We start from the raw sequence: 16,854 nt of genomic DNA on the forward strand, positions 1-16,854 counted from the left end.
GGACGCGCCGAGTGCTGTGCGCCAGTCCCGCCTATCTGGCGGCTCGCGGAACGCCGCGCACGCCGGAAGATTTGGTCGGTCATGATTGCATCAGTTATGCCGGCTTCTCGCCACCGGATGTCTGGACGTTCGTCAGAGACAAGGCGACCATAGCGGCGCCGGTGAATACGCGGCTCACCGTCGGCAGCGCTGAGGCGGCTTGTGCCGCAGCGCGCGCCGGCATGGGAATTTCCATCGCCTTTGCCTATCAAATCGAGGCTGGTCCGGAGGAAGGAGCGTTGACAACCGTGCTGGACGAGTTCCAGCCGCCGTCAATGCCGGTGAATCTCGTGTATACCGCCAACCGGTTTCTGCCGATCAAAGTACGCGCTTTCCTGGACTTTGCCGCGCCGCGGCTGAAGCGAGTCTTCGCGGAGTAAGCAGGCATCGGCGCGACACTGCGAGCCCCGCTCTTGTGAGATGCGTTCCCTGCGAAGCGCATCCAGCGCGAAGCGGAGCTGGGGCAGAGTGTCAGTCGATTTGAAAGACAAAGCATTTTCGGCCTTCTTAGACCAAACCCGCCGTTTGAACTACCGCCAAAATGGAATTCCGCCTTCGACAAAACCTTGCTCCTCGTGCAGCCAAACGGTCTTGCGACGCGGCGTAGGTGTTGCAGCAAGCCTTTAAAACCAAACACACGCGGCCAGAGTAGCCTCAACCTTTGGTGTAGGTGCTCCATCGCTCAAGGCCACCATGCGCATCGAGAATTTCAGCCAGAAACTCGTTCATGGGTTCTTCTCCATCAGTAAGTGCGGGCAGTTACTCAAGCTGAGGGCCGCTCGCCTCCCCGCTTGGGGCGCGCCGGCGCTGCGATCTCCTCGCCGCAACGCTTTGGACGCTTCCGCGCAATGTCCGTGGCGTTCACACTACGGCGTTGCGTAGTCCCAAACATCAGGCGGCAGCTTATCCTTGAGCGATGCATACATGGCGTCGCGGAATAGTTTCACCGCTGGATAAGGTCGAAGCGCAATCGTGCGCTCCAGTATCAGCCCATGCTCGTTATCTACGATGATCTCCAAGCTCTCGATCTTGCGGCCGTCTATGGTTCCCTCCCATCGCAAGAAGGTGGTACGCCCATCGAGCTTGAACTCGGCCGTATAGGCACCGGAACCTCGCGTTGAGCTCGACTGGGCGAATATTTCTGCGATGACTTCGCGCCCCTCAATCGGCCGTACTAGAAAGGGGCTATTGAATACGATGTTTTCGGCAAGGAGCGCGCTCACCTGGGCGGGTGTAGCCTTTCCAGATTCCCGTAGTTTGCGTAAGGGATGCATCGTGATTCCTCCCGTTGTGTGAAGGCGAGAAGGGCGTCGTCGACGCCCCGACGTGCGGTTAACACGGTAGACGTACGCGATGGCAAAAAGGCTATGACGTCGATGAGAGAATTGTGGCGGTCTGCGCGACCGTTCTTGACACCGGTAACGCGATCCTACACAGCCGCCTCCCGAGCAACAAGATGACTCGACGTAAGAATGCCTGATAGCGAACGACCCGTGCGCCAAATTCCGTTCGCCTTGTAAAAATTCACCGGCGGTTGCTCTGCTCGGAACGCCATCACTTTGTTGTCAGCTGCCGTGATTGGCGGCGCGGACGTTCGGTCGACGTAGCCAGTCGCTCTCGGAGCATGAGCCTGGTCGACGAATGAGCCGATCACGATGGACGCAAGGCCGAAAATGACCGACGTTGACGTCCTTCCATTCGACACTTTCTGACTCTCAGAGCTACTAGAGGTGTCCACTCATTCGGAGGAGGTTTCATTCGTGCCAATCCCTAGCGAAGCGGCTCTTAATGTCCTTGGTAAGTATTCATGACATCGAATTGAAAGATTACTTTCAGTTTGCGAAGTACCTGCGTCGGCGAATGAAAAAAGTTTCTGGCCGGGTGGAGCAATCGTATACCTTCTGAAAGGGCGCGTTGCGCCCGACAAGGCTTGAGTGCTGAAAACCAATCGCCGCGCCAATGCTGGCGGATGACAGCGCGCGACAGGCGCACCACCCGCCTAATCAAGGGCGTCACTCTATCCACGCTCCTCAGCCTTATCTTTGCGCCAGCTCAGGAACGTCAGTGCCCAGCCCACTATTACAACCAGATTAATCGCAAGCAACGCTGGATCGCCGTACTGGGAGTAAAGCACGAACAACGCCGCGATGATGAAGCCGCGCACAAACAGAGTCACCGTATAAACACGAGACGCTTTATTGACGATCATCCCAGACGCGATTATTCCCAGCGAAAAAAGAAGTACCCCGAACATACGAAGGCCGAGGTCATCGTAGGCATGGTTGGTGAGTAACAAATTCATTGTCATCTGCGGGACGAACATCAGCGCCACGCCAACCGGAAGCGTGTAGCCAATGAGGTAATACAAACTGAGCCGCGTCCTCGGTAATTCACGGCTTTCGGCGGACGTGTCGTTCCCAATAGTAGCCGATATTGCACTCATGGCCTTTCTCCTTTGGCTTAATTTGGTCATTGGCGGGCGAGCCGCCCATTATCGAAAGAGATGGAGAAGAGACTCCGCTTTGACACCCCATGAATTTTGGAAGTATCCCTTCCGAAGTCTGAAAGGCCCGGACGGCCTCGGATCTCAGATCAATGCTTCTGGTGTCTGAGGTCCTGCTCACTCAGGCGAGATAGCCGGACACGCCGTCCCAAAGTAACTTCAGTGCCGTCTCGACAAGCAATCCGTAACAGACGCGATAAATCTGGCGTAGGTCGAGCGAACCGTGAAGTCGCCAACTCAGCCGCATGCCACGGGGGATGGCGAACAAACAAATCGCCACCAAGATCCAGACGCCGGCTCAATCTGAGAACGGGCCAGGCCAATGTCCCGCAGTGCGCGGTCGTCGAGATCGTGAAGGCATGCAATGGCGATCCGACGGCCGAGATAGCCCGCGCTCCCCTCGCATCGGCGCGACACTGCGAGCTCCGCTCTTGTCCCATTAGGCAGCAATCTCCGCCCGGTTTGCTCGTACGCACTACTTCAGCCTGATTGGTCTTTCCAAAATTTGGAAGGATGTCTTCCGATTTCCCCGCCTGTTGACCCCGACACTTCGCCCCATCTCCCAGCCAGCACCTGCCGAAACACGGCATTACAGTTGGAGGCGAATATGGGTGAGGTTATCCAATTTATCCCGAAGGCCGAGCGCGAACGAATCCGCCTGATACGAGAAGCCCGCGCGATCTACGACAGCGTTTTCCCGCCGTCCGATTCGGGCAACGAACAGGGCCTGCCAATGGTTCTTTCGGTCAACGGAGCCAAGGTTCATCAGGGCAGCGAAGTGCCGTCGTGATCAACAAGGTGGCCGTGCTCAAATCTACACCTCTCAGGACTGATAGGAGAAGCCGTTATGTCAATCCGCAGCATGCTTTTCGCCCTTGCATTCGGCATCGTCTCTCTGACGGCTGCCCGTGCTGAAGGCCTGCGCCCGATGGAGGGCAAGAGCATCGACCTCGGTGAGATATCGGGGATCGCTTACTATACCGTCGAACGTGATGGGTTTCACGTCGTCGCCACTCTTGCGCAGGGCGAGGCAGGAAAGCCCTTCCGTGTCGTATCTGTTCTTGCACCAGGCCAGCGTGTGATTCTCTCAACGCCGCAACAAGAGGGTGCGATCGAGATTAGCCGGAAGGGCGACAGTGTCCTCGTCCGCAAGGCGAACACGGCCTCGAACTGAACTGCGACCCGAAGCGGCACATTCGTCAAACGACATGGAACAAGGAAGCCAAGTATGTCTACGATCCACCTCCACCGCACAACCAACTCGACGCCCGAACAATACATCGCCGGATTGACCGACTTCGGGCCCGGCCGCTCGAAGCTCTTTGGCAACAGTGCCGACGAGTACCTCAAAGTGCATCACCGCGGTCGCTGGGAGGCCGGTGTCACAGAAGGCTCGGGCGGCATCTGGGAACGCCTGCATTATGACTGGTCCGATCCCGACCGCGTCGTCCTCAAGACGACCGACTCAAATTTGTGGGGAGGTGCGTCGGGCCATACCTACACTTTCATACGCCTACCCAACGGCACGACCGACATTGACTTGGTGGTCGTCCGCGAAGGCAAGAACTTGATGGGGCGCTTGCTTGGTCTTGTGCTCGGAACCATTGGCAGGGGCGTTTTGGAGAGAGCGTTTGAAAACTCCGTCAAGGCGATCGAAGTCCGGAACAGTGCGCCTATGCGTCTGGTCACCAGCAATTCGAGCCTCGATGCGCGCACAGCGCCGACGCGGGACAGCCGCGATTTCGCGTCGCTGGCCGACGGGTGACTGAGCCGCTTGGTATTGGCAAAAACAGACATCGCATATCATCGGGACGCAAGTCACTGACGAGTTCTCGTGGCGACATCGGCATCCGCGGCGTCGGCTTGGTCTGGCTTTGTCAGGATGCGTGAGAAAATCTCAGGCCGAGATATCTGGATGAGCGGCCAACAGCTCGTCGATTAGGGCTCTGGCATCGTCGATCGTCTCATTCGCACACCTGCTCGTTAGCGGGGCTGGTTCTCAATCCGGATGAGAGTCGGATCTCGGGGAGTCCTGCGCACCATCGAACAGCGCGTCGAAAATATGGGCGGCAAAAATACCGGCGCTTACTATTGTCAGAAACGCTACCAGCATTTTCTCAGAACCTTTTGATCGAGGACGCTAGCCCATACGATGGCGAGTATCCGATTGCGGCTGGCGCTACGCGGCAGCCTCTGGAACGGTTCGTCCACGGCTGTTTTCCTTCGTGTTTGCGCGGAACTGTTCCAGGTACTTCGACCGTCGCGGTACTTCCGGCAACGAGATCGTCTCGCTCGGCATCGTTGAGCGCGATGTGTTGTTTCAGCAGTGAGCGAAGCGCGGATCTGTATTGCACGTCCGAACTTCGGCTGCTGAAGCCGTTGCAAGGAGGGGCAGCCGCAGTCCCGACCGTGCGATTTTGCAATTGGCGGGTTTCGCCGGCGTCCGAACTGCGCCAATGTTGGCGGACTTCGGGCCGGGCCACGAATATCACGAGACACAGCACTTTGCCGGCGAGCACGGTGAGGCTCAAAACGTCTTTCATGTCACCTTCCAATCAGTCGGGTTTGCGCACTAGCGGCCCGCCGACTGCGGAAACATCCACGTGGAGCCCGTGCGCCAAGACCTGCGTCGATACGCGACGAAGTCGGCGTCATCGATATGCAGAAGCTCGTGGCGGTAAGATTCGATCCGTTTGGTCATTGAACTCTCCTCGTCGGTGCCTGAGGCCATGGTTGGCACACACCTTCATCGAAGGAGATGGACCATGATGGAATGCTTCAATAGGGGGTGGAATCGGAAGGCATATTTCCGGACAGCGGGAGGTCGGTCACGGGCACGTCTGCTCGCTCCGACGCGGACTGGGTCTTTCGAGATTTGGAGTGAAGTGCCAAAATCCAAGAATTTTCCGGATCATGGAAGGAAATCAGATGGATCGCCTAGAAGCTATGTCGACCTTTCTGACCGTGGTCGAGCAGGGCAGCTTGTCCGCCGCGGCGCGGCGATTGAAAACGCCACTCACAACAGTCAGCCGCAACGTATCGGAGCTCGAATCTCACCTGCGAGCGAAGCTTTTCAACCGATCCAACCGGCAGCTGGTACTAACGGACGCAGGTACTTCCTACCTTGCCGCCTGCAAACGCATTCTCGCTGATGTGACCGAAGCTGAGCGGATGGCGTCCGGTGAGCACACGTCACCGACAGGCGAACTGACTGTGACGACCCCATTGGGCCTTGGACGCGTCATTCTCATGCCGATTATCGCGGACTTCCTCAATACCTATCCGGATATCAAAATTGGAATGATCCCGACCAATCAGAGGCTGAATCTGGCTCAGGAGCAAATCGATGTCGCGGTACGCATTGGCGAGTTGCCGGATTCGAGTTTGGTTGCAGTACGGCTCGGCATGACGCGCCGAGTGTTCTGCGCCAGTCCTGCCTATCTGGCCGCTCGCGGAACGCCTCGCACGCCGGAAGATTTAGCGGGGCATGATTGCATCAGTCTTACCGGTTTTACGCTACCCGATATCTGGACAGTCGTCAGAGACAAGGCGACCATAGCGGTGCCGGTGAATACGCGGCTGGTCGTCGGCAGCTCTGAGGCGGGTTATGCCGCGGCCCGTGCTGGCCTCGGAATTTCCATCGCCTTTGCTTATCAACTCGCGGCTACCCACGAGGAAGGAGCCTTGACAACCGTGCTGGATGAATTCCAGCCGCCGGCGGTGCCGATCAATCTCTTGTATGTCGCCGACCGGTTTCTGCCGATCAAGATACGCGCTTTCCTGGACTTTGCAGCGCCGCGGCTGAAGCGAGTCTTCGCGGGCAGGTCGGTATCGGCATGACGCCGCGAGCCCGGGAGCGGGCCCAAAAGGGGACCGGGTCTGACCTCGTGGGCCCGGTTTCACTCATGCACGACGACTCAACCGGATCCGGGCCTGCCAAACTTCGGAAGGAGGCCTTTCGATTTCAGCGCCTGTTGACGTGGGCTCTTCGCCCTATCTGCCAACCAGTACCCGCCAGAACACGGGTTACGATGAGGGACATCAACGCTGCTGAATTGCGTGCCCTTCAAAACGCAGCTGCCGAAAGGCTTAATCAGATCGCATAGGAGGAATGGAAATGCATCACGTTCGTCAAGAGGACCTGCCCCGTGCCGGCAGTACCCATCAATTTGTCGGCGCCGATCAGGGCGACACCGGAGTGTCGGTCTTTCTGTTCCACGGGGAGCCGGGTTCCGGGCCAGGCCCGCATCGGCATCCTTATGACGAGATTCAGTTCATTCGTGAAGGTCGCGGAGTGTGGACCGTCGGTGGCAAGACTTTCGAAGGCCGTGCTGGCGACATCTTTGTCATTAAGGCCGGAGAGATTCACAGTTTCAAAGCGATCGGCGATTCGCCGCTGGTGCAGCTTGACGTACATCTCAGTCCGCATTTCATCCAAGAGAACTTATAGCCATTTGCCGCACGCCCGGCGCGCGGTGCCGCAATGCCGTTTTCCGGAATCACATTGGCAGCTCCCTAAACAGAACTCTTTTGCAGCCGGCGTGACGCCCTCATATAGCGGCGCTTCGCGCCGAAGCCTGCCGATTTGCCCGTTCAGCAACCCACCACATTTGTCTCCAATCTCAAGACGGCAAAATCGCTCAATATTGTTTTCCATCCTCTTTGACATTCCGTGCCGACGAAATAATGACCATGACCACGACAGCTGTTGGGCACTTAGCGGACATTCATCCGGCGCTGGTCGAGGTCCGTTATCGGGGGTGTGAAGCGGACATCGTGGAGCCCTGCGGCCAAGCATAGGAACGCCGCTATCGGATGCAGGCTGTTCAGATGGCTCAATAGGGCGATTGGACGCCGGTTTAGCGGAAGCCACCGTTCGAGCTCCGGCATCCTCAATCCTTGAACCGCATGACCCCAATTTTGGTAGCCGCCCGAACGACGTACGCGCGTTCCCTGTTATGCTCCTGAAATACCCTGTTCGCCAAATAAAATTCCCTGTTAGTTGGGGCAGGGAATTGACCCAAAACGCGCCGCACTACAGCGTTTTCTGGCTAGTGGTCGGGTCTCCGAGCCGCCAAAATTGCCAGAATCCCTGTAAAATTCCCTGTTTGCAGGGAATTTGCCCGGAGACAGGTGCGATCAGCACTGCGTCGCCAGCCACCCATTCCTGTTTTTTAGAGAATTTCCTTTTCTTGACGGGGAAGGCCCACCAAATGCGGGCTTTTCTTATCCTGGAAAGTCTCCGGAGACCGGCGTTCGCACTTTTTGGCCAAAAATTCCCGACAGTCTCCAGCCGAATCTAGGAAAACTCCCGTTTTTGGAGACCCGCCTTGGAGACCGAAGAATAAGTCCACTGCGCGCTAGTGGTGGCATTGAGTTTCAGTCTTGATCGTTCGGTTTCAGGTTGTCGCAGCAGTGACGACGCAGATCGCAATGTTGCAGGTAGTCTCGTGACCTCTTTGCGCCCCCTCAGAAATGTAAGCCGATCAAGGAGCGCTGATTCCGGTGGCCTCGCCACAGGGCGTTTTCTTATGCTAACGCCGCCGATTCCTCGATGGCTCTTCACAGCTCTAGGCGAGCCCAAGACCATTGCGTTATTTTCAGTATCCATGGATCAAATCATCGGTTTGACGGTGGGATCGAACGGTCGTTGGTGTCCAAAGATTCGCAGCGTGACTCTTGTTTGGACCATCAACGCGCCGGACGCAGGAGCTAATCGCAGGCTCTGGATTGAAGATATGGTCTGGAACAGCCAGAGGACGTTGGTATCAGCCACCGGCGGTCGGACGCTCGGTCAAAGCCAGGGAGCCTCCCGGCAGGTTCGCATGCGCGGGTGCGGGCTTTGGGATGATCTCAAAGCGTCACCTTTTCAAAGGCACTTTTGGGGTCGAAATGCACCTTATGCCTTGACAGATCCTTGCAACCCATTGAAATCGCAACAAATGCGTGCGCCCTCCGAGCGCACCACAAACCCACGTTGGCATTGAAGTCATTAGGCTTTTTACGGATGTTGCCCGGGAATGTTACCTCCGTTCTCGCGTGGTATGTCTAAGCCTCACGATCTGACTCGTCGCGGCGTCGATCGAGATAAGCGCGCAGTTCGGCGAGGAACGGTAGCGCGTCGTCGAGACGCCCGCCGAACACTGTTTCAAGTTCAGCGGTCACAGGCTCAAGCGCCTGGAGCGCCTCGGCACGGGCGCGCCGTCCGCTGGCGGTGATCGTGACACGCTTGGCTCGGCCGTCGGCGGGGTCGGGACGCACCATGATCCAGCCGTGAGCCTCGAGCCGTTGCAAAGTGGACGACATGGTGCCCTTGGTGACCTGAAACGCGCGCGCCAGTTCGAGCGGGCTGCTCGACCCCTCGATTCGCACGAAACGATTGAGCACCGTAAACTGTGCCAGGGTCATGCCGTCCGGCATGACCCGCTCAAACAGCGTCGCGCCAAGCTGGCTGATGATGCCGATCTCGTTCATCACCCGGAACGCGAGGGGGTCGTTCGCAAGCAATCTGTCGCGTGTGGGCATGTCGGGCCTTTCAGCGTGGTCGCTCTCCTTCACACGGGTTATCCGATTCGGCCGCGTTGGAATTGTCAGACGGTTCTGATCCGGCCTTCGAGCGGCCAACGTGCCGATGGCATCGCCGGCGCAGCATAACCCAGCCGCGCCAGCATCTGCAGCGTCTCGCCGTCGGCAAGCGACAGCCGGCGGCTGACCTCCTCACGCACCTTCGCCATCTCCGGGAATTCCTGCAGCGCCTGGCTGACTGGATGCATCGACAGGCCGGCACGCGCCGCCTGCAAATTCATGCGAACATAGACACGGCCGGCCTCGAGTTGATCGGTTCGCGCATTCGCGCGGCTGACAATCCAGCCATAGCCCATCGCCGTGGCGATGATCGGACGATACTTGTCGATCCCGACGCGAAACGCCGCGCTCGCAGGATTCAGCATCTGCTCGCGCGACAGAAGGCCCATGAGCGCCATCGCTTCAAAGCAAGGGGCCGCCGAGTGCAATGCCGTCAGGATTTGCCTCGATCTCGGCTTTGCCGATGCGCATCAGATCGACACTCTCCTTGAACGCCGCGTGTGTATTTGCCTCCATCATCCACGCGGTCCATGTGAGCGCGCGCAGGTCCCGCACCAGCGCCATGTCGTCCGTTCCGCTGACGCGGGCGCGGGCCGAGCCGAACGCCGCCAGAGCCTCGATGGCCGCAGACGGCACCGGCCGGCTGGTGTCGAACGGCTCCTTCACCGAGCGCCGGATCGCAATGGCACTGAACAGGGGGTCCGCGTGCGCTTCGCCCACAAACTTCAGATGCGCAATCGGCCGGCCGTCCAATCGTCCGGATGCTTCCGGCATCCCCTCGGGGAATTCCCGGATCGCGAGACTGATGCCACGCTCAGCGGCGGCGATGCGAGCGAGCTCGAGGAAGCAGCCGAAGCCGATCGTGATCTGCCGGTCGAACGGATCGGTAACCGGCAGACGCCGCTCGAGATCGCAATGGATCAGCGCTTCATCTTTGCCGACCAGCGTGATCAGCCAGGGCTGACGGTTGTGCGGGTTTGGCGCGAGGATCGCGTGACGGAAGGCATGAAGGCGCACGTCGTCCGCCGGGGATACCTGCCATGGCGCGAACGCTCGGTGCGGCGTTCGGGTCGCCGCGAACGCAGCACCCACGCCGAGCAGCGCAAGGCCGGCGCCGCCGGCCGAAATGAGCAGGTTTCGTCGTGACGGGATCATCGCGCGTCTCCTTCGGTTTGATGTCATACTATTTTAGCTTGATATCAAACCAACTCAAGTGACAAACGCTCCTGCGAGTGCGAATTTCGATCAAGCCCGCGTGAGGTCCACTCGACTAGCGCCCGCAGTTCCGCAGAGGCCGTGGGCCGTTTTCCGAACCAGAGCCCCGATGTTCCCGTTTTGGCTGTGGTCGAATGACACCAGCTTCTCCATCCCGCTGGCTCCCAGTTTGTCGCGCCTAGCCTTGGCAATGTGGTGAGCCGGCATCTTCGGGTTGGTCCAGCCGAACACTGGACTGACCCACGCTTCCTCGCGTTGATTGCCATTGGACGAAATTTGAAAGACCGCACGACCGACCGCGCCGGAAACGTCGCACTGAGGGCGATGCGTTGCCGATTAGGTGGCGGCTACTTTCCGTTTGTCGCCCGCTTCTAGGATGGAAAGGGGAGACGGATGTGTGCCGGGAGTTCGGCATATCCCGCAAAACCGGGTACAAGATCTTCGACCGCTACAAGACTGGCCGCTTTGAGTGATCGCAACTATACGGATTGAATTTCTGAGAGTGGCGCCTCTCCCGTCCCGTTGCGTACTCGTTTGCTGACGGTTTGCTTGCGCAGGTATAGGGCCTTCCTCGTGGGCCATTTGAAATTCAATAGAAACTCAAATAATCGCGGTGCTTCGCCAGCGCCTTTGGACGATAGGGCCGGTCGCCGGTCACGCAACGTGCCTTGGCTAAGCCAAAGCGGTTACGAACAAAGTCTTCATGTAGGATGTCCGGCCCATTGCCGTCTCGTACGCCTTCCCTGGTGCCCTCGGTCCAGGCGCGACCCCATCCGGTCCGCTCGTCGTGCTGGACGCCTTCGTATGACGGCTTCAATTTCAGCTTGGTCATATCCACGATGAGCGGATACTCGACTGCCATTGCCTCCTTGATCATCCACTCCAGTGCCAAATCGGATAGGCCCGTCTCGCGATAGCCACCGCCCACGTCGGAATGCACGCCGGGAAACCAAACCTGCTTGATACGACCGCGCGCTTTGGTTTCCGGCGTTTCTTCCGACTCGTCCCAAATCTCCGGCGCGAAGATTTCGCGGTTTTCGTCGATCGAGAGCGCTTGGCGTCCGTAGGGGACGTAAGGATTTAGCGAGGCATTGTGGAAGGCGTGACGCCACAAGACCAATCCGCTAGAGCCTGGAATGCCGAGCGCGCGCACGGTGTCCCAGACTCCAATGAAGTAGGGAAAGGGAGGGTTGCTGGAATCGATGGAAAGGCTCTGGTAGCGGTCGCGATATTCCCGGCCAAGGGCAATGCGCTCTTCTTGCTTCTCATTGCTTCCGTAGTGCTTGTAGACCGTCTCGACCGCCTCCTCGACAAGCGCCAATCGACCCTTCTTATTCTGAGGATCGCGGGGACTGTTTCCCGCGGCGTCGCGTTGCGGAATGCCACACAGCGACAGCACGCCGCCGAGACTACGTACGGTAAAGGCGCCACGGCTGAATCCGAATAGAAAAACGCGGTCACCCGGTTCATAGTATTCGATGAGTGCTGTATAGCAGTCCTTGATATTTTGCGAGATTCCGAGGCCGGTCGCCCGGCTGGCTAGATCGTACGCCCAACGCCACCACTCGCGCTTGTGCTCCGCACCCAGCCCTTCATCATAGAACGTTACCTGTTGAGCAGGGGCAGCCTTTTTCGTTGCGTCCCATAGCTTCCAGACGTTGGTGCGCACCGCCTTTGGCATGCTGGCACCTTGGCCAGTTCCGTCGGAAAATATCACAACGTTCTTCGCCATATTCTTGCTCCGCTTTTTTTACCCGAATGGGACGCGCCAGTCGGCGCTTTGGGACATGCACGGCCAGCCCTAAGCGAAGTGAAGCCGTCGCGGCTGGATCAGACAAGCAACAGGCTCCCGGACAGAAAGCAATGGGGGCCGAGTTGCACTTGCGGTGTTGCTGATGGCAATTCGAACTGAACAATAAGCAGGTTGCTCATCACTGCGGCAAGGACACCAGTAGCCAAACGCCCGCGGCCACACATGCAATGCCGGCAGCGCGCGCGATCCATCGTCCGACCGGCGTAACTTTCTCCAAAAGGACAAGCAGTGCCAAAAGCGCAATCCAAAGCACGTTCATCACCCCGCCTACGAACAAAAGCGCCATCAAGACCCAGCAGCAGCCGACACAATAGCCTCCGTGTCGAAGCCCCAGCAGCAGGCAGCCTCGCAGGTGGTTCTGAAAGCCGCCGTGGCGCATCAGGAACTGAAAGGGCGACTGGCATTGGGCGAGACAGACGTCCTTGAGCGGTGTCCATTGATAGACTCCCGCCGCGATCAGTACGATTGCGCCGAGAAGGTTGCTGGCGATCGCCATCCGGGAATCCAGCAAGGCTGCCCGCTCGATCACCCATTGGAGAAAGGTGGCTGCCAGCGAAAAGGCGCTCCAGGCGAGGAGATAACCGGCCGCAAACCAGCCGGTCGCGGCGAACGGCTTGCCCTGCGCTTTCCACTGTCGACCCACCCGGGCGTACATGAGGATCATGGGCGCTGCCGAGGGCGCCATCATTCCGACCATCATCACCGCCCACATCAGGAACACATACGCGAACTCGATCACTCGCCATGGCTCGTTGGCCGGCAACATGATTCCGATCCCGGCCATGCGGAGCCCGGTCATGTCCATTCCGCCCATGTCCATGTCGTTGGCGAGCCAGAGCACATAGCTCCATGCCAGCGCGACAATGATGCCGATGGCGCCGCCGACGACCCAGCGATCGCGCCGAAGCACGGTTTCCAGGGTGCTGTCGGTCATTTGCGATTGACGTTGCCGGCCTTGTCGCAGGGCCGGTATCAGGAGTTGCATTAAGCCTGGTTCGACCAGCGGATCGGCGCATAGAGGCCATTCTTGCCGGAATTATCCCAGCGCATGCCAAGATCGCTGAACGTATTGCCGGGGGCGCCGACTGCCAACGCCATCTTGTCGGGGCTAACCGGATGGCCGATGTTCGCCCACATTTCCCCGCCCGGATGCATGGTCGGCAATGGATCGACTGACATGTGCAGAATACCCGGGATTTCCGCGGACCGCGTCTTGCCGTCGATTCGGAATGTGATGGGGACCTTGCGCACCCCCAGGTTCTTGCTGATCAGCGGTGTGAACGCGGCCATCGGACCACCGGCGGCGCCGGTGAAGATCGCAGCTAGAGCCTCGGTCTGCTCATCGTTGGCGCGCTGATCGATATAGGCGGCCACCGACCAATCTCCGTCTGCCATGACCCCAGGTGCGTGGAGGATAACCAGGACATTGAGTCCATCGAGCACGAGGTCGCCATAGCGGCCGCTTTCGATGTGGAAGATCAGCGGTACGTTACAGAAGCCCTCGGTCGGTCGCGAGGTCAGCGGGGGAGCTGCCGATACGAGGCAGGGACACACGATGCTGCAACTGCAATTCTCGAAATAGTCACCGGAAAGGTGCCATGGGACGTCCGCCATCGTTCTCTCCCGCCAGGCCGACCCGATAGATCGCTTTCGAATGAACTACGTGTAGTTGAAAATTACGCTGCGCGGGGAAGTACCGCAAGCCGATTCCACTATCGAAATACGCCGAGGAAGGCGAGATCGACGTTGCTAGCGCCGGCAGACCTCCTTCTTCGGATTTCAAAGGTGTGCAGCTTTATTCGGCTAGCCTCAAACAAGGCTTGAGGATCGGCGGGGTTCATTTTGAACGATAGAACAGCACGCGTCCGGTTGGAATGAGTTGGAATAGAATGTCATGGTCGCTGACATTCGCGGTCAGGACAACCAGGCCGAGCTTTTGCGCTTGAAGGAACAGCACGCAGTCCTGGAGCGCGCGCACCGGAAACCCACATTTCGCATTGAAATGCATAAGCGTTTTCATCCAATTGGTACCGAACTTTGTTTTCGCGAGTTTCGTCATGTGTGCTGGTTCGCACGCTTATGGTTGTTTGTTCGAGGAACGAGGTGAGAGCGGTACTCGAAAGGTCCTGAGGCGCGCGAGCTCAGGAAAGCTGTCCGCGGCGCTGGCTGAGACCAACCCGACGACCGCGCCCGGAACTTCCTTGCCGACCAGCCGACCGATCGCTGTGGTTTGGCCTTTGCTCAGTTGGACTTCGAGCGCGCCCGCCGCTGCCATCGCGATCCTGACGCGGTTTATCGAAGACTCGGAATATCTATCGTCGATCGCAATTGTCTTGCCGGCGAGATCCGAGACCGACTTGACGTCGGGGCCCGTCACCAGGATGGCCACGAGGGCGTCCAGCGACGCATCCAATGTCGGGGCCGACATGCGTTCAGCGGCTGCGGAGGCGGCCGCCACCTGCTGCTCTGTCGTTCGGGTCTGCGGGACATCGCTCGTTGAATGCGGATCTGCGGCGCTTGCGCGAGCAGCTTCGGAAGCAGCGGCATTGCCTGTTGTCTGCTGGTTTGTTTGCGGGGAAGGAAGCGGTATCGGGACAGCAGACGCGGCTTTCGCCGCGACCTTGATTGGCTTAGGTGTTCGGCGGACGGCGTGGTCCGCGTGAGACCGGGGTGGCCTGTCGCCGCGCCAGGCGACGGTCGATACAGGTTTCGTCGTGGCAGAATCGCTTTCATCTGGTTCAGGTTCAATCGGCACATGAACCGCGGTCAGGCAGGCTAGCGGGTTCAGGCCAACGCATGATGGCTGTGTTGATGGCTGGCTACTGCAACCGACCAGGGTGGTAGCCAGCGCGCAAATAAGAGGCGTCCTCAATCGATCCTCCTGAAGAGGTTGAGTGCGGCCCGCAGTTCTTGCGGCGTGAAAGACGTTGCGCTGGAACGTCAATCAGTGAAGCAAAACTATTAAATGCGCATTAAGCGTAGGGCGCGCGCAGCCCGATACACCGGCATGGTTAATGCGTGGGCCGGATGCGGCTTCGAGTGAATAGAAGCGCCCAGGCCATCCCACGGCGCTTGTATTCACACGCTCGCCTTCTCGTTGCTTCTTTCGATGCAGGATTCCGCCACGAATCGGTCGCTATGTTCGCGCGCTGGGGGTTGTTCATCGAGTGATGGAAGGAATGACCGATGGCGAGCATCGAACGACTTCACCGAACTGCGCCGCTGGATTTAGCCAAGCTTGAAGAAGATGTCGTAGGGAGCCTTCCTGCGATCAGGGCGGCCCCGTCGGGGCCGATGCCGGACTATGTCGAGCATGAAGAGGGCGTTACGCGCGTCGGCGCGCTCACTGCCGAGGCTGTGGTACGTGACTATGAAGCCGCCGCCAAGGAGATCGAAGCCATGGGAGCCGAGCTGATCAACGCGGCGAAGAAATGCGAGGCGATGACCGCCGAAGTGCATAATGCCATTGCCTTCATGCGCGATACCGCAGCCTCGTATCGTGAGGAAGCCAAGAAGATCTTCAAGCGCATCGAAGAATGCTCGATCTTTACCGAGCAGGTTCGGAAGACCTGCGAGAGCGTCAAACTCAAGATGATCGAAGGCAAAGTATAGCCGCCGCGAGAAATCCGGAACATTGATCAGGTCTGTTTTTCGAATAGCGTGTGTGAATTGCGGTACACGCTGGTGCCGCGAATCAGGTTAGTTTGCAGGTTCTCCCTAGACTCGCACCCGCCGCAAATGGCGGGTCCTCTTTGCGGTACCCGACGGCCAGAACAGCCTCACAGCGCTGCTGCGGTGGCCGCACTGGCTGATAAGGCAGGTCCGCATCCGTTTGTAACACCGTAGTATACTTGGGTGATCCGATACCCTCCGAGCGCACCGCAATGTTGCAGTTTGGGCCGAATACAATTCTGCGAGGTGTTCGCGTGTCCGCAATGACACGGCCCCGCGAATCCTTTGCTGAGGGCTGCGGGTGGATATCCCTACCGTCGCACCGTTCGCGTAAACTGGACGGGCCGGCCGGCTGCTGATTCCCGCCGGCTTCGCCGTTCGGCGCTTCCAGGAAGTTCGACGCGACCAAGACCACCCGGAGCATCTTCATGCTGTTTCTGAGCTACACCTATCGATTCCTCTCCAACTTCGTGTTCCTGGCGCTGGTCTATTTCGCTCTGAATTTCCTCGAAAAGTACCAGCACCGCGTGGTGGTCGCAGTTCTCGTGCTGGTCTATGCCGGCATGCACGCGGCGTCGGCGCTGCGGTCGTTTCACTTCTTCCAGCGCATCGAGCGGCTGGAATTAGAGGCGCGCCGCCTCGTGGCGGCGCTGGGCGAGGGGCCCAATTCGACGTCTACGCGCAAGCAGGTCATCACCGACGTCGGCGCGTTCCGCCATGCCGGCGAGATCAAGGCCTATATCGACCTCCTGTTCCTCGCCATCGTCATCCTGCTCTGCATCGCCAAGATCGTGACGAATTGAGCCTGTCCTGATTGCGGGCTCAGGAAATGCATCAAAACAAATGATTAGAAGGCGGTCCTGATCCATTCGATCAGAACTGGCCCGATCAACGCTTCTTCAAACCGGCAACCCGAACCGACCGCCCATTCCGTTTGGCTTGCGCCGCCGGCTTGGGCGCGATCCCGTCGGCGTGTTGCGGCGCCTGCGCGGCTTGTCCGGCGGAAGCCGGCGGCTGGGCCGCAGCC

At 58.8% G+C, this 16,854-nt stretch carries 20 protein-coding genes and 1 pseudogene; 8 read left to right on the forward strand and 13 right to left on the reverse strand.

The features are described 5' to 3' along the window. Positions 1–419 (forward strand): LysR substrate-binding domain-containing protein (locus tag CP49_RS48135; RefSeq protein WP_245310988.1); only part of this gene is annotated, 419 nt, incomplete at its 5' end. Positions 420–905: 486 nt separating this feature from the next. Here the strand turns inward: CP49_RS48135 and CP49_RS32930 are convergent. The 4 genes and pseudogenes from CP49_RS32930 to CP49_RS43690 form a co-directional block, all read right to left on the reverse strand. Continuing rightward, a complete protein-coding gene (locus tag CP49_RS32930; RefSeq protein ID WP_057854292.1) occupies positions 906–1,313 on the reverse strand; it encodes a nuclear transport factor 2 family protein in 408 nt (135 codons plus the stop codon). 743 nt (positions 1,314–2,056) lie between these two features. Beyond that, positions 2,057–2,482 carry a hypothetical protein gene (locus tag CP49_RS32935; RefSeq protein WP_057854293.1) on the reverse strand — a complete coding sequence of 142 codons (426 nt, stop codon included), beginning with the start codon at positions 2,480–2,482 and terminating at the stop codon, positions 2,057–2,059. Between the two features lie 181 nt (positions 2,483–2,663). Then, a pseudogene (locus tag CP49_RS46755) lies at positions 2,664–2,834 on the reverse strand (sulfite exporter TauE/SafE family protein); the annotation flags it as partial. Continuing rightward, a complete protein-coding gene (locus tag CP49_RS43690) occupies positions 2,780–2,959 on the reverse strand; it encodes a DUF1127 domain-containing protein (protein WP_156438785.1) in 180 nt (59 codons plus the stop codon). The pseudogene CP49_RS46755 and the gene CP49_RS43690, both read right to left, overlap by 55 nt. Positions 2,960–3,149: 190 nt before the next feature. Here CP49_RS43690 and CP49_RS32940 point away from each other — a divergent pair, with 190 nt between their 5' ends. The 3 genes from CP49_RS32940 to CP49_RS32950 are packed head-to-tail and all read left to right on the forward strand — an operon-like array spanning position 3,150 to position 4,307. After that, positions 3,150–3,332 (forward strand): hypothetical protein, encoded by a 183-nt coding sequence (locus CP49_RS32940; RefSeq protein ID WP_057854294.1) that lies wholly within the window; start codon positions 3,150–3,152, stop codon positions 3,330–3,332. Positions 3,333–3,389: 57 nt separating this feature from the next. Continuing rightward, positions 3,390–3,716 (forward strand): hypothetical protein, encoded by a 327-nt coding sequence (locus CP49_RS32945; RefSeq protein ID WP_057854295.1) that lies wholly within the window; start codon positions 3,390–3,392, stop codon positions 3,714–3,716. A 54-nt stretch (positions 3,717–3,770) separates the two neighbouring features. After that, positions 3,771–4,307, forward strand: a complete 537-nt coding sequence (locus CP49_RS32950) for a hypothetical protein (RefSeq protein ID WP_057854296.1) — start codon at positions 3,771–3,773, stop codon at positions 4,305–4,307. 807 nt (positions 4,308–5,114) lie between these two features. Here CP49_RS32950 and CP49_RS48775 read toward each other — a convergent pair. Beyond that, on the reverse strand, positions 5,115–5,243 hold the full coding sequence (locus CP49_RS48775) for a hypothetical protein (RefSeq protein WP_276326864.1): 129 nt from the start codon (positions 5,241–5,243) through the stop codon (positions 5,115–5,117). A gap of 227 nt (positions 5,244–5,470) precedes the next feature. On the opposite strand from CP49_RS48775, the gene CP49_RS32955 reads away from it, so the two are divergent. Together CP49_RS32955 and CP49_RS43695 are read left to right on the forward strand one after the other, a co-directional pair. Beyond that, a complete protein-coding gene (locus CP49_RS32955) occupies positions 5,471–6,382 on the forward strand; it encodes a LysR substrate-binding domain-containing protein (RefSeq protein WP_082646363.1) in 912 nt (303 codons plus the stop codon). A 277-nt stretch (positions 6,383–6,659) separates the two neighbouring features. Then, positions 6,660–6,992 carry a cupin domain-containing protein gene (locus CP49_RS43695; RefSeq protein ID WP_197423304.1) on the forward strand — a complete coding sequence of 111 codons (333 nt, stop codon included), beginning with the start codon at positions 6,660–6,662 and terminating at the stop codon, positions 6,990–6,992. Between the two features lie 1,598 nt (positions 6,993–8,590). On the opposite strand, the gene CP49_RS32965 is transcribed toward CP49_RS43695, so the two are convergent. The 8 genes from CP49_RS32965 to CP49_RS33005 all read right to left on the reverse strand — a co-directional run bounded on the left by CP49_RS32965 (position 8,591) and on the right by CP49_RS33005 (position 14,613). Beyond that, a complete protein-coding gene (locus CP49_RS32965; RefSeq protein ID WP_057902951.1) occupies positions 8,591–9,100 on the reverse strand; it encodes a MarR family winged helix-turn-helix transcriptional regulator in 510 nt (169 codons plus the stop codon). Positions 9,101–9,132: 32 nt separating this feature from the next. Continuing rightward, complete coding sequence (locus CP49_RS43700; protein WP_197423305.1) at positions 9,133–9,516, reverse strand: nitroreductase family protein; 384 nt, start codon at positions 9,514–9,516, stop codon at positions 9,133–9,135. 13 nt (positions 9,517–9,529) lie between these two features. Next, a complete protein-coding gene (locus CP49_RS32975) occupies positions 9,530–10,282 on the reverse strand; it encodes a hypothetical protein (protein WP_057854301.1) in 753 nt (250 codons plus the stop codon). Positions 10,283–10,931: 649 nt separating this feature from the next. Further along, complete coding sequence (locus tag CP49_RS32985) at positions 10,932–12,074, reverse strand: DUF2235 domain-containing protein (RefSeq protein WP_057854303.1); 1,143 nt, start codon at positions 12,072–12,074, stop codon at positions 10,932–10,934. Positions 12,075–12,273: 199 nt separating this feature from the next. Then, entirely contained in the window at positions 12,274–13,089 is an 816-nt protein-coding gene (locus CP49_RS32990) for a DUF2182 domain-containing protein (protein WP_057854304.1), read from the reverse strand. Positions 13,090–13,139: 50 nt separating this feature from the next. Then, positions 13,140–13,769 (reverse strand): DUF1326 domain-containing protein, encoded by a 630-nt coding sequence (locus tag CP49_RS32995; RefSeq protein ID WP_057854305.1) that lies wholly within the window; start codon positions 13,767–13,769, stop codon positions 13,140–13,142. A gap of 223 nt (positions 13,770–13,992) precedes the next feature. Further along, positions 13,993–14,214, reverse strand: a complete 222-nt coding sequence (locus CP49_RS49490) for a hypothetical protein (protein ID WP_057854306.1) — start codon at positions 14,212–14,214, stop codon at positions 13,993–13,995. A gap of 18 nt (positions 14,215–14,232) precedes the next feature. Beyond that, positions 14,233–14,613: a hypothetical protein gene (locus CP49_RS33005; protein WP_057854307.1), complete on the reverse strand. Its 381-nt coding sequence runs from the start codon at positions 14,611–14,613 to the stop codon at positions 14,233–14,235. A gap of 728 nt (positions 14,614–15,341) precedes the next feature. Here CP49_RS33005 and CP49_RS33010 point away from each other — a divergent pair. Beyond that, the gene (locus CP49_RS33010) at positions 15,342–15,767 is read left to right on the forward strand and encodes a hypothetical protein (protein WP_156438787.1); all 426 of its coding nucleotides are present in this window, start codon (positions 15,342–15,344) and stop codon (positions 15,765–15,767) included. A gap of 488 nt (positions 15,768–16,255) precedes the next feature. After that, complete coding sequence (locus CP49_RS33020; RefSeq protein ID WP_057854310.1) at positions 16,256–16,630, forward strand: hypothetical protein; 375 nt, start codon at positions 16,256–16,258, stop codon at positions 16,628–16,630. The last annotated feature ends 224 nt before the right edge of the window (positions 16,631–16,854 follow it).

The organism is Bradyrhizobium valentinum (genome assembly GCF_001440405.1).
Classification (GTDB): Bacteria; Pseudomonadota; Alphaproteobacteria; order Rhizobiales; family Xanthobacteraceae; genus Bradyrhizobium; species Bradyrhizobium valentinum.

What these genes read in the sequence shown, in the direction of transcription:
- CP49_RS33010 (WP_156438787.1), top strand. Translation starts at nt 15,342, where the DNA reads ATGGCGAGCATCGAACGACTTCACCGAACTGCGCCGCTGGATTTAGCC.
- CP49_RS32935 (WP_057854293.1), bottom strand. Translation starts at nt 2,482, where the DNA reads ATGAGTGCAATATCGGCTACTATTGGGAACGACACGTCCGCCGAAAGC.
- CP49_RS32990 (WP_057854304.1), bottom strand. Translation starts at nt 13,089, where the DNA reads ATGACCGACAGCACCCTGGAAACCGTGCTTCGGCGCGATCGCTGGGTC.
- CP49_RS32995 (WP_057854305.1), bottom strand. Translation starts at nt 13,769, where the DNA reads ATGGCGGACGTCCCATGGCACCTTTCCGGTGACTATTTCGAGAATTGC.
- CP49_RS43695 (WP_197423304.1), top strand. Translation starts at nt 6,660, where the DNA reads ATGCATCACGTTCGTCAAGAGGACCTGCCCCGTGCCGGCAGTACCCAT.
- CP49_RS32940 (WP_057854294.1), top strand. Translation starts at nt 3,150, where the DNA reads ATGGGTGAGGTTATCCAATTTATCCCGAAGGCCGAGCGCGAACGAATC.
- CP49_RS32955 (WP_082646363.1), top strand. Translation starts at nt 5,471, where the DNA reads ATGGATCGCCTAGAAGCTATGTCGACCTTTCTGACCGTGGTCGAGCAG.
- CP49_RS43700 (WP_197423305.1), bottom strand. Translation starts at nt 9,516, where the DNA reads ATGGGCCTTCTGTCGCGCGAGCAGATGCTGAATCCTGCGAGCGCGGCG.
- CP49_RS32945 (WP_057854295.1), top strand. Translation starts at nt 3,390, where the DNA reads ATGTCAATCCGCAGCATGCTTTTCGCCCTTGCATTCGGCATCGTCTCT.
- CP49_RS32930 (WP_057854292.1), bottom strand. Translation starts at nt 1,313, where the DNA reads ATGCATCCCTTACGCAAACTACGGGAATCTGGAAAGGCTACACCCGCC.
- CP49_RS32985 (WP_057854303.1), bottom strand. Translation starts at nt 12,074, where the DNA reads ATGGCGAAGAACGTTGTGATATTTTCCGACGGAACTGGCCAAGGTGCC.
- CP49_RS48775 (WP_276326864.1), bottom strand. Translation starts at nt 5,243, where the DNA reads ATGACCAAACGGATCGAATCTTACCGCCACGAGCTTCTGCATATCGAT.
- CP49_RS49490 (WP_057854306.1), bottom strand. Translation starts at nt 14,214, where the DNA reads ATGACGAAACTCGCGAAAACAAAGTTCGGTACCAATTGGATGAAAACG.
- CP49_RS33020 (WP_057854310.1), top strand. Translation starts at nt 16,256, where the DNA reads ATGCTGTTTCTGAGCTACACCTATCGATTCCTCTCCAACTTCGTGTTC.
- CP49_RS32950 (WP_057854296.1), top strand. Translation starts at nt 3,771, where the DNA reads ATGTCTACGATCCACCTCCACCGCACAACCAACTCGACGCCCGAACAA.
- CP49_RS32975 (WP_057854301.1), bottom strand. Translation starts at nt 10,282, where the DNA reads ATGATCCCGTCACGACGAAACCTGCTCATTTCGGCCGGCGGCGCCGGC.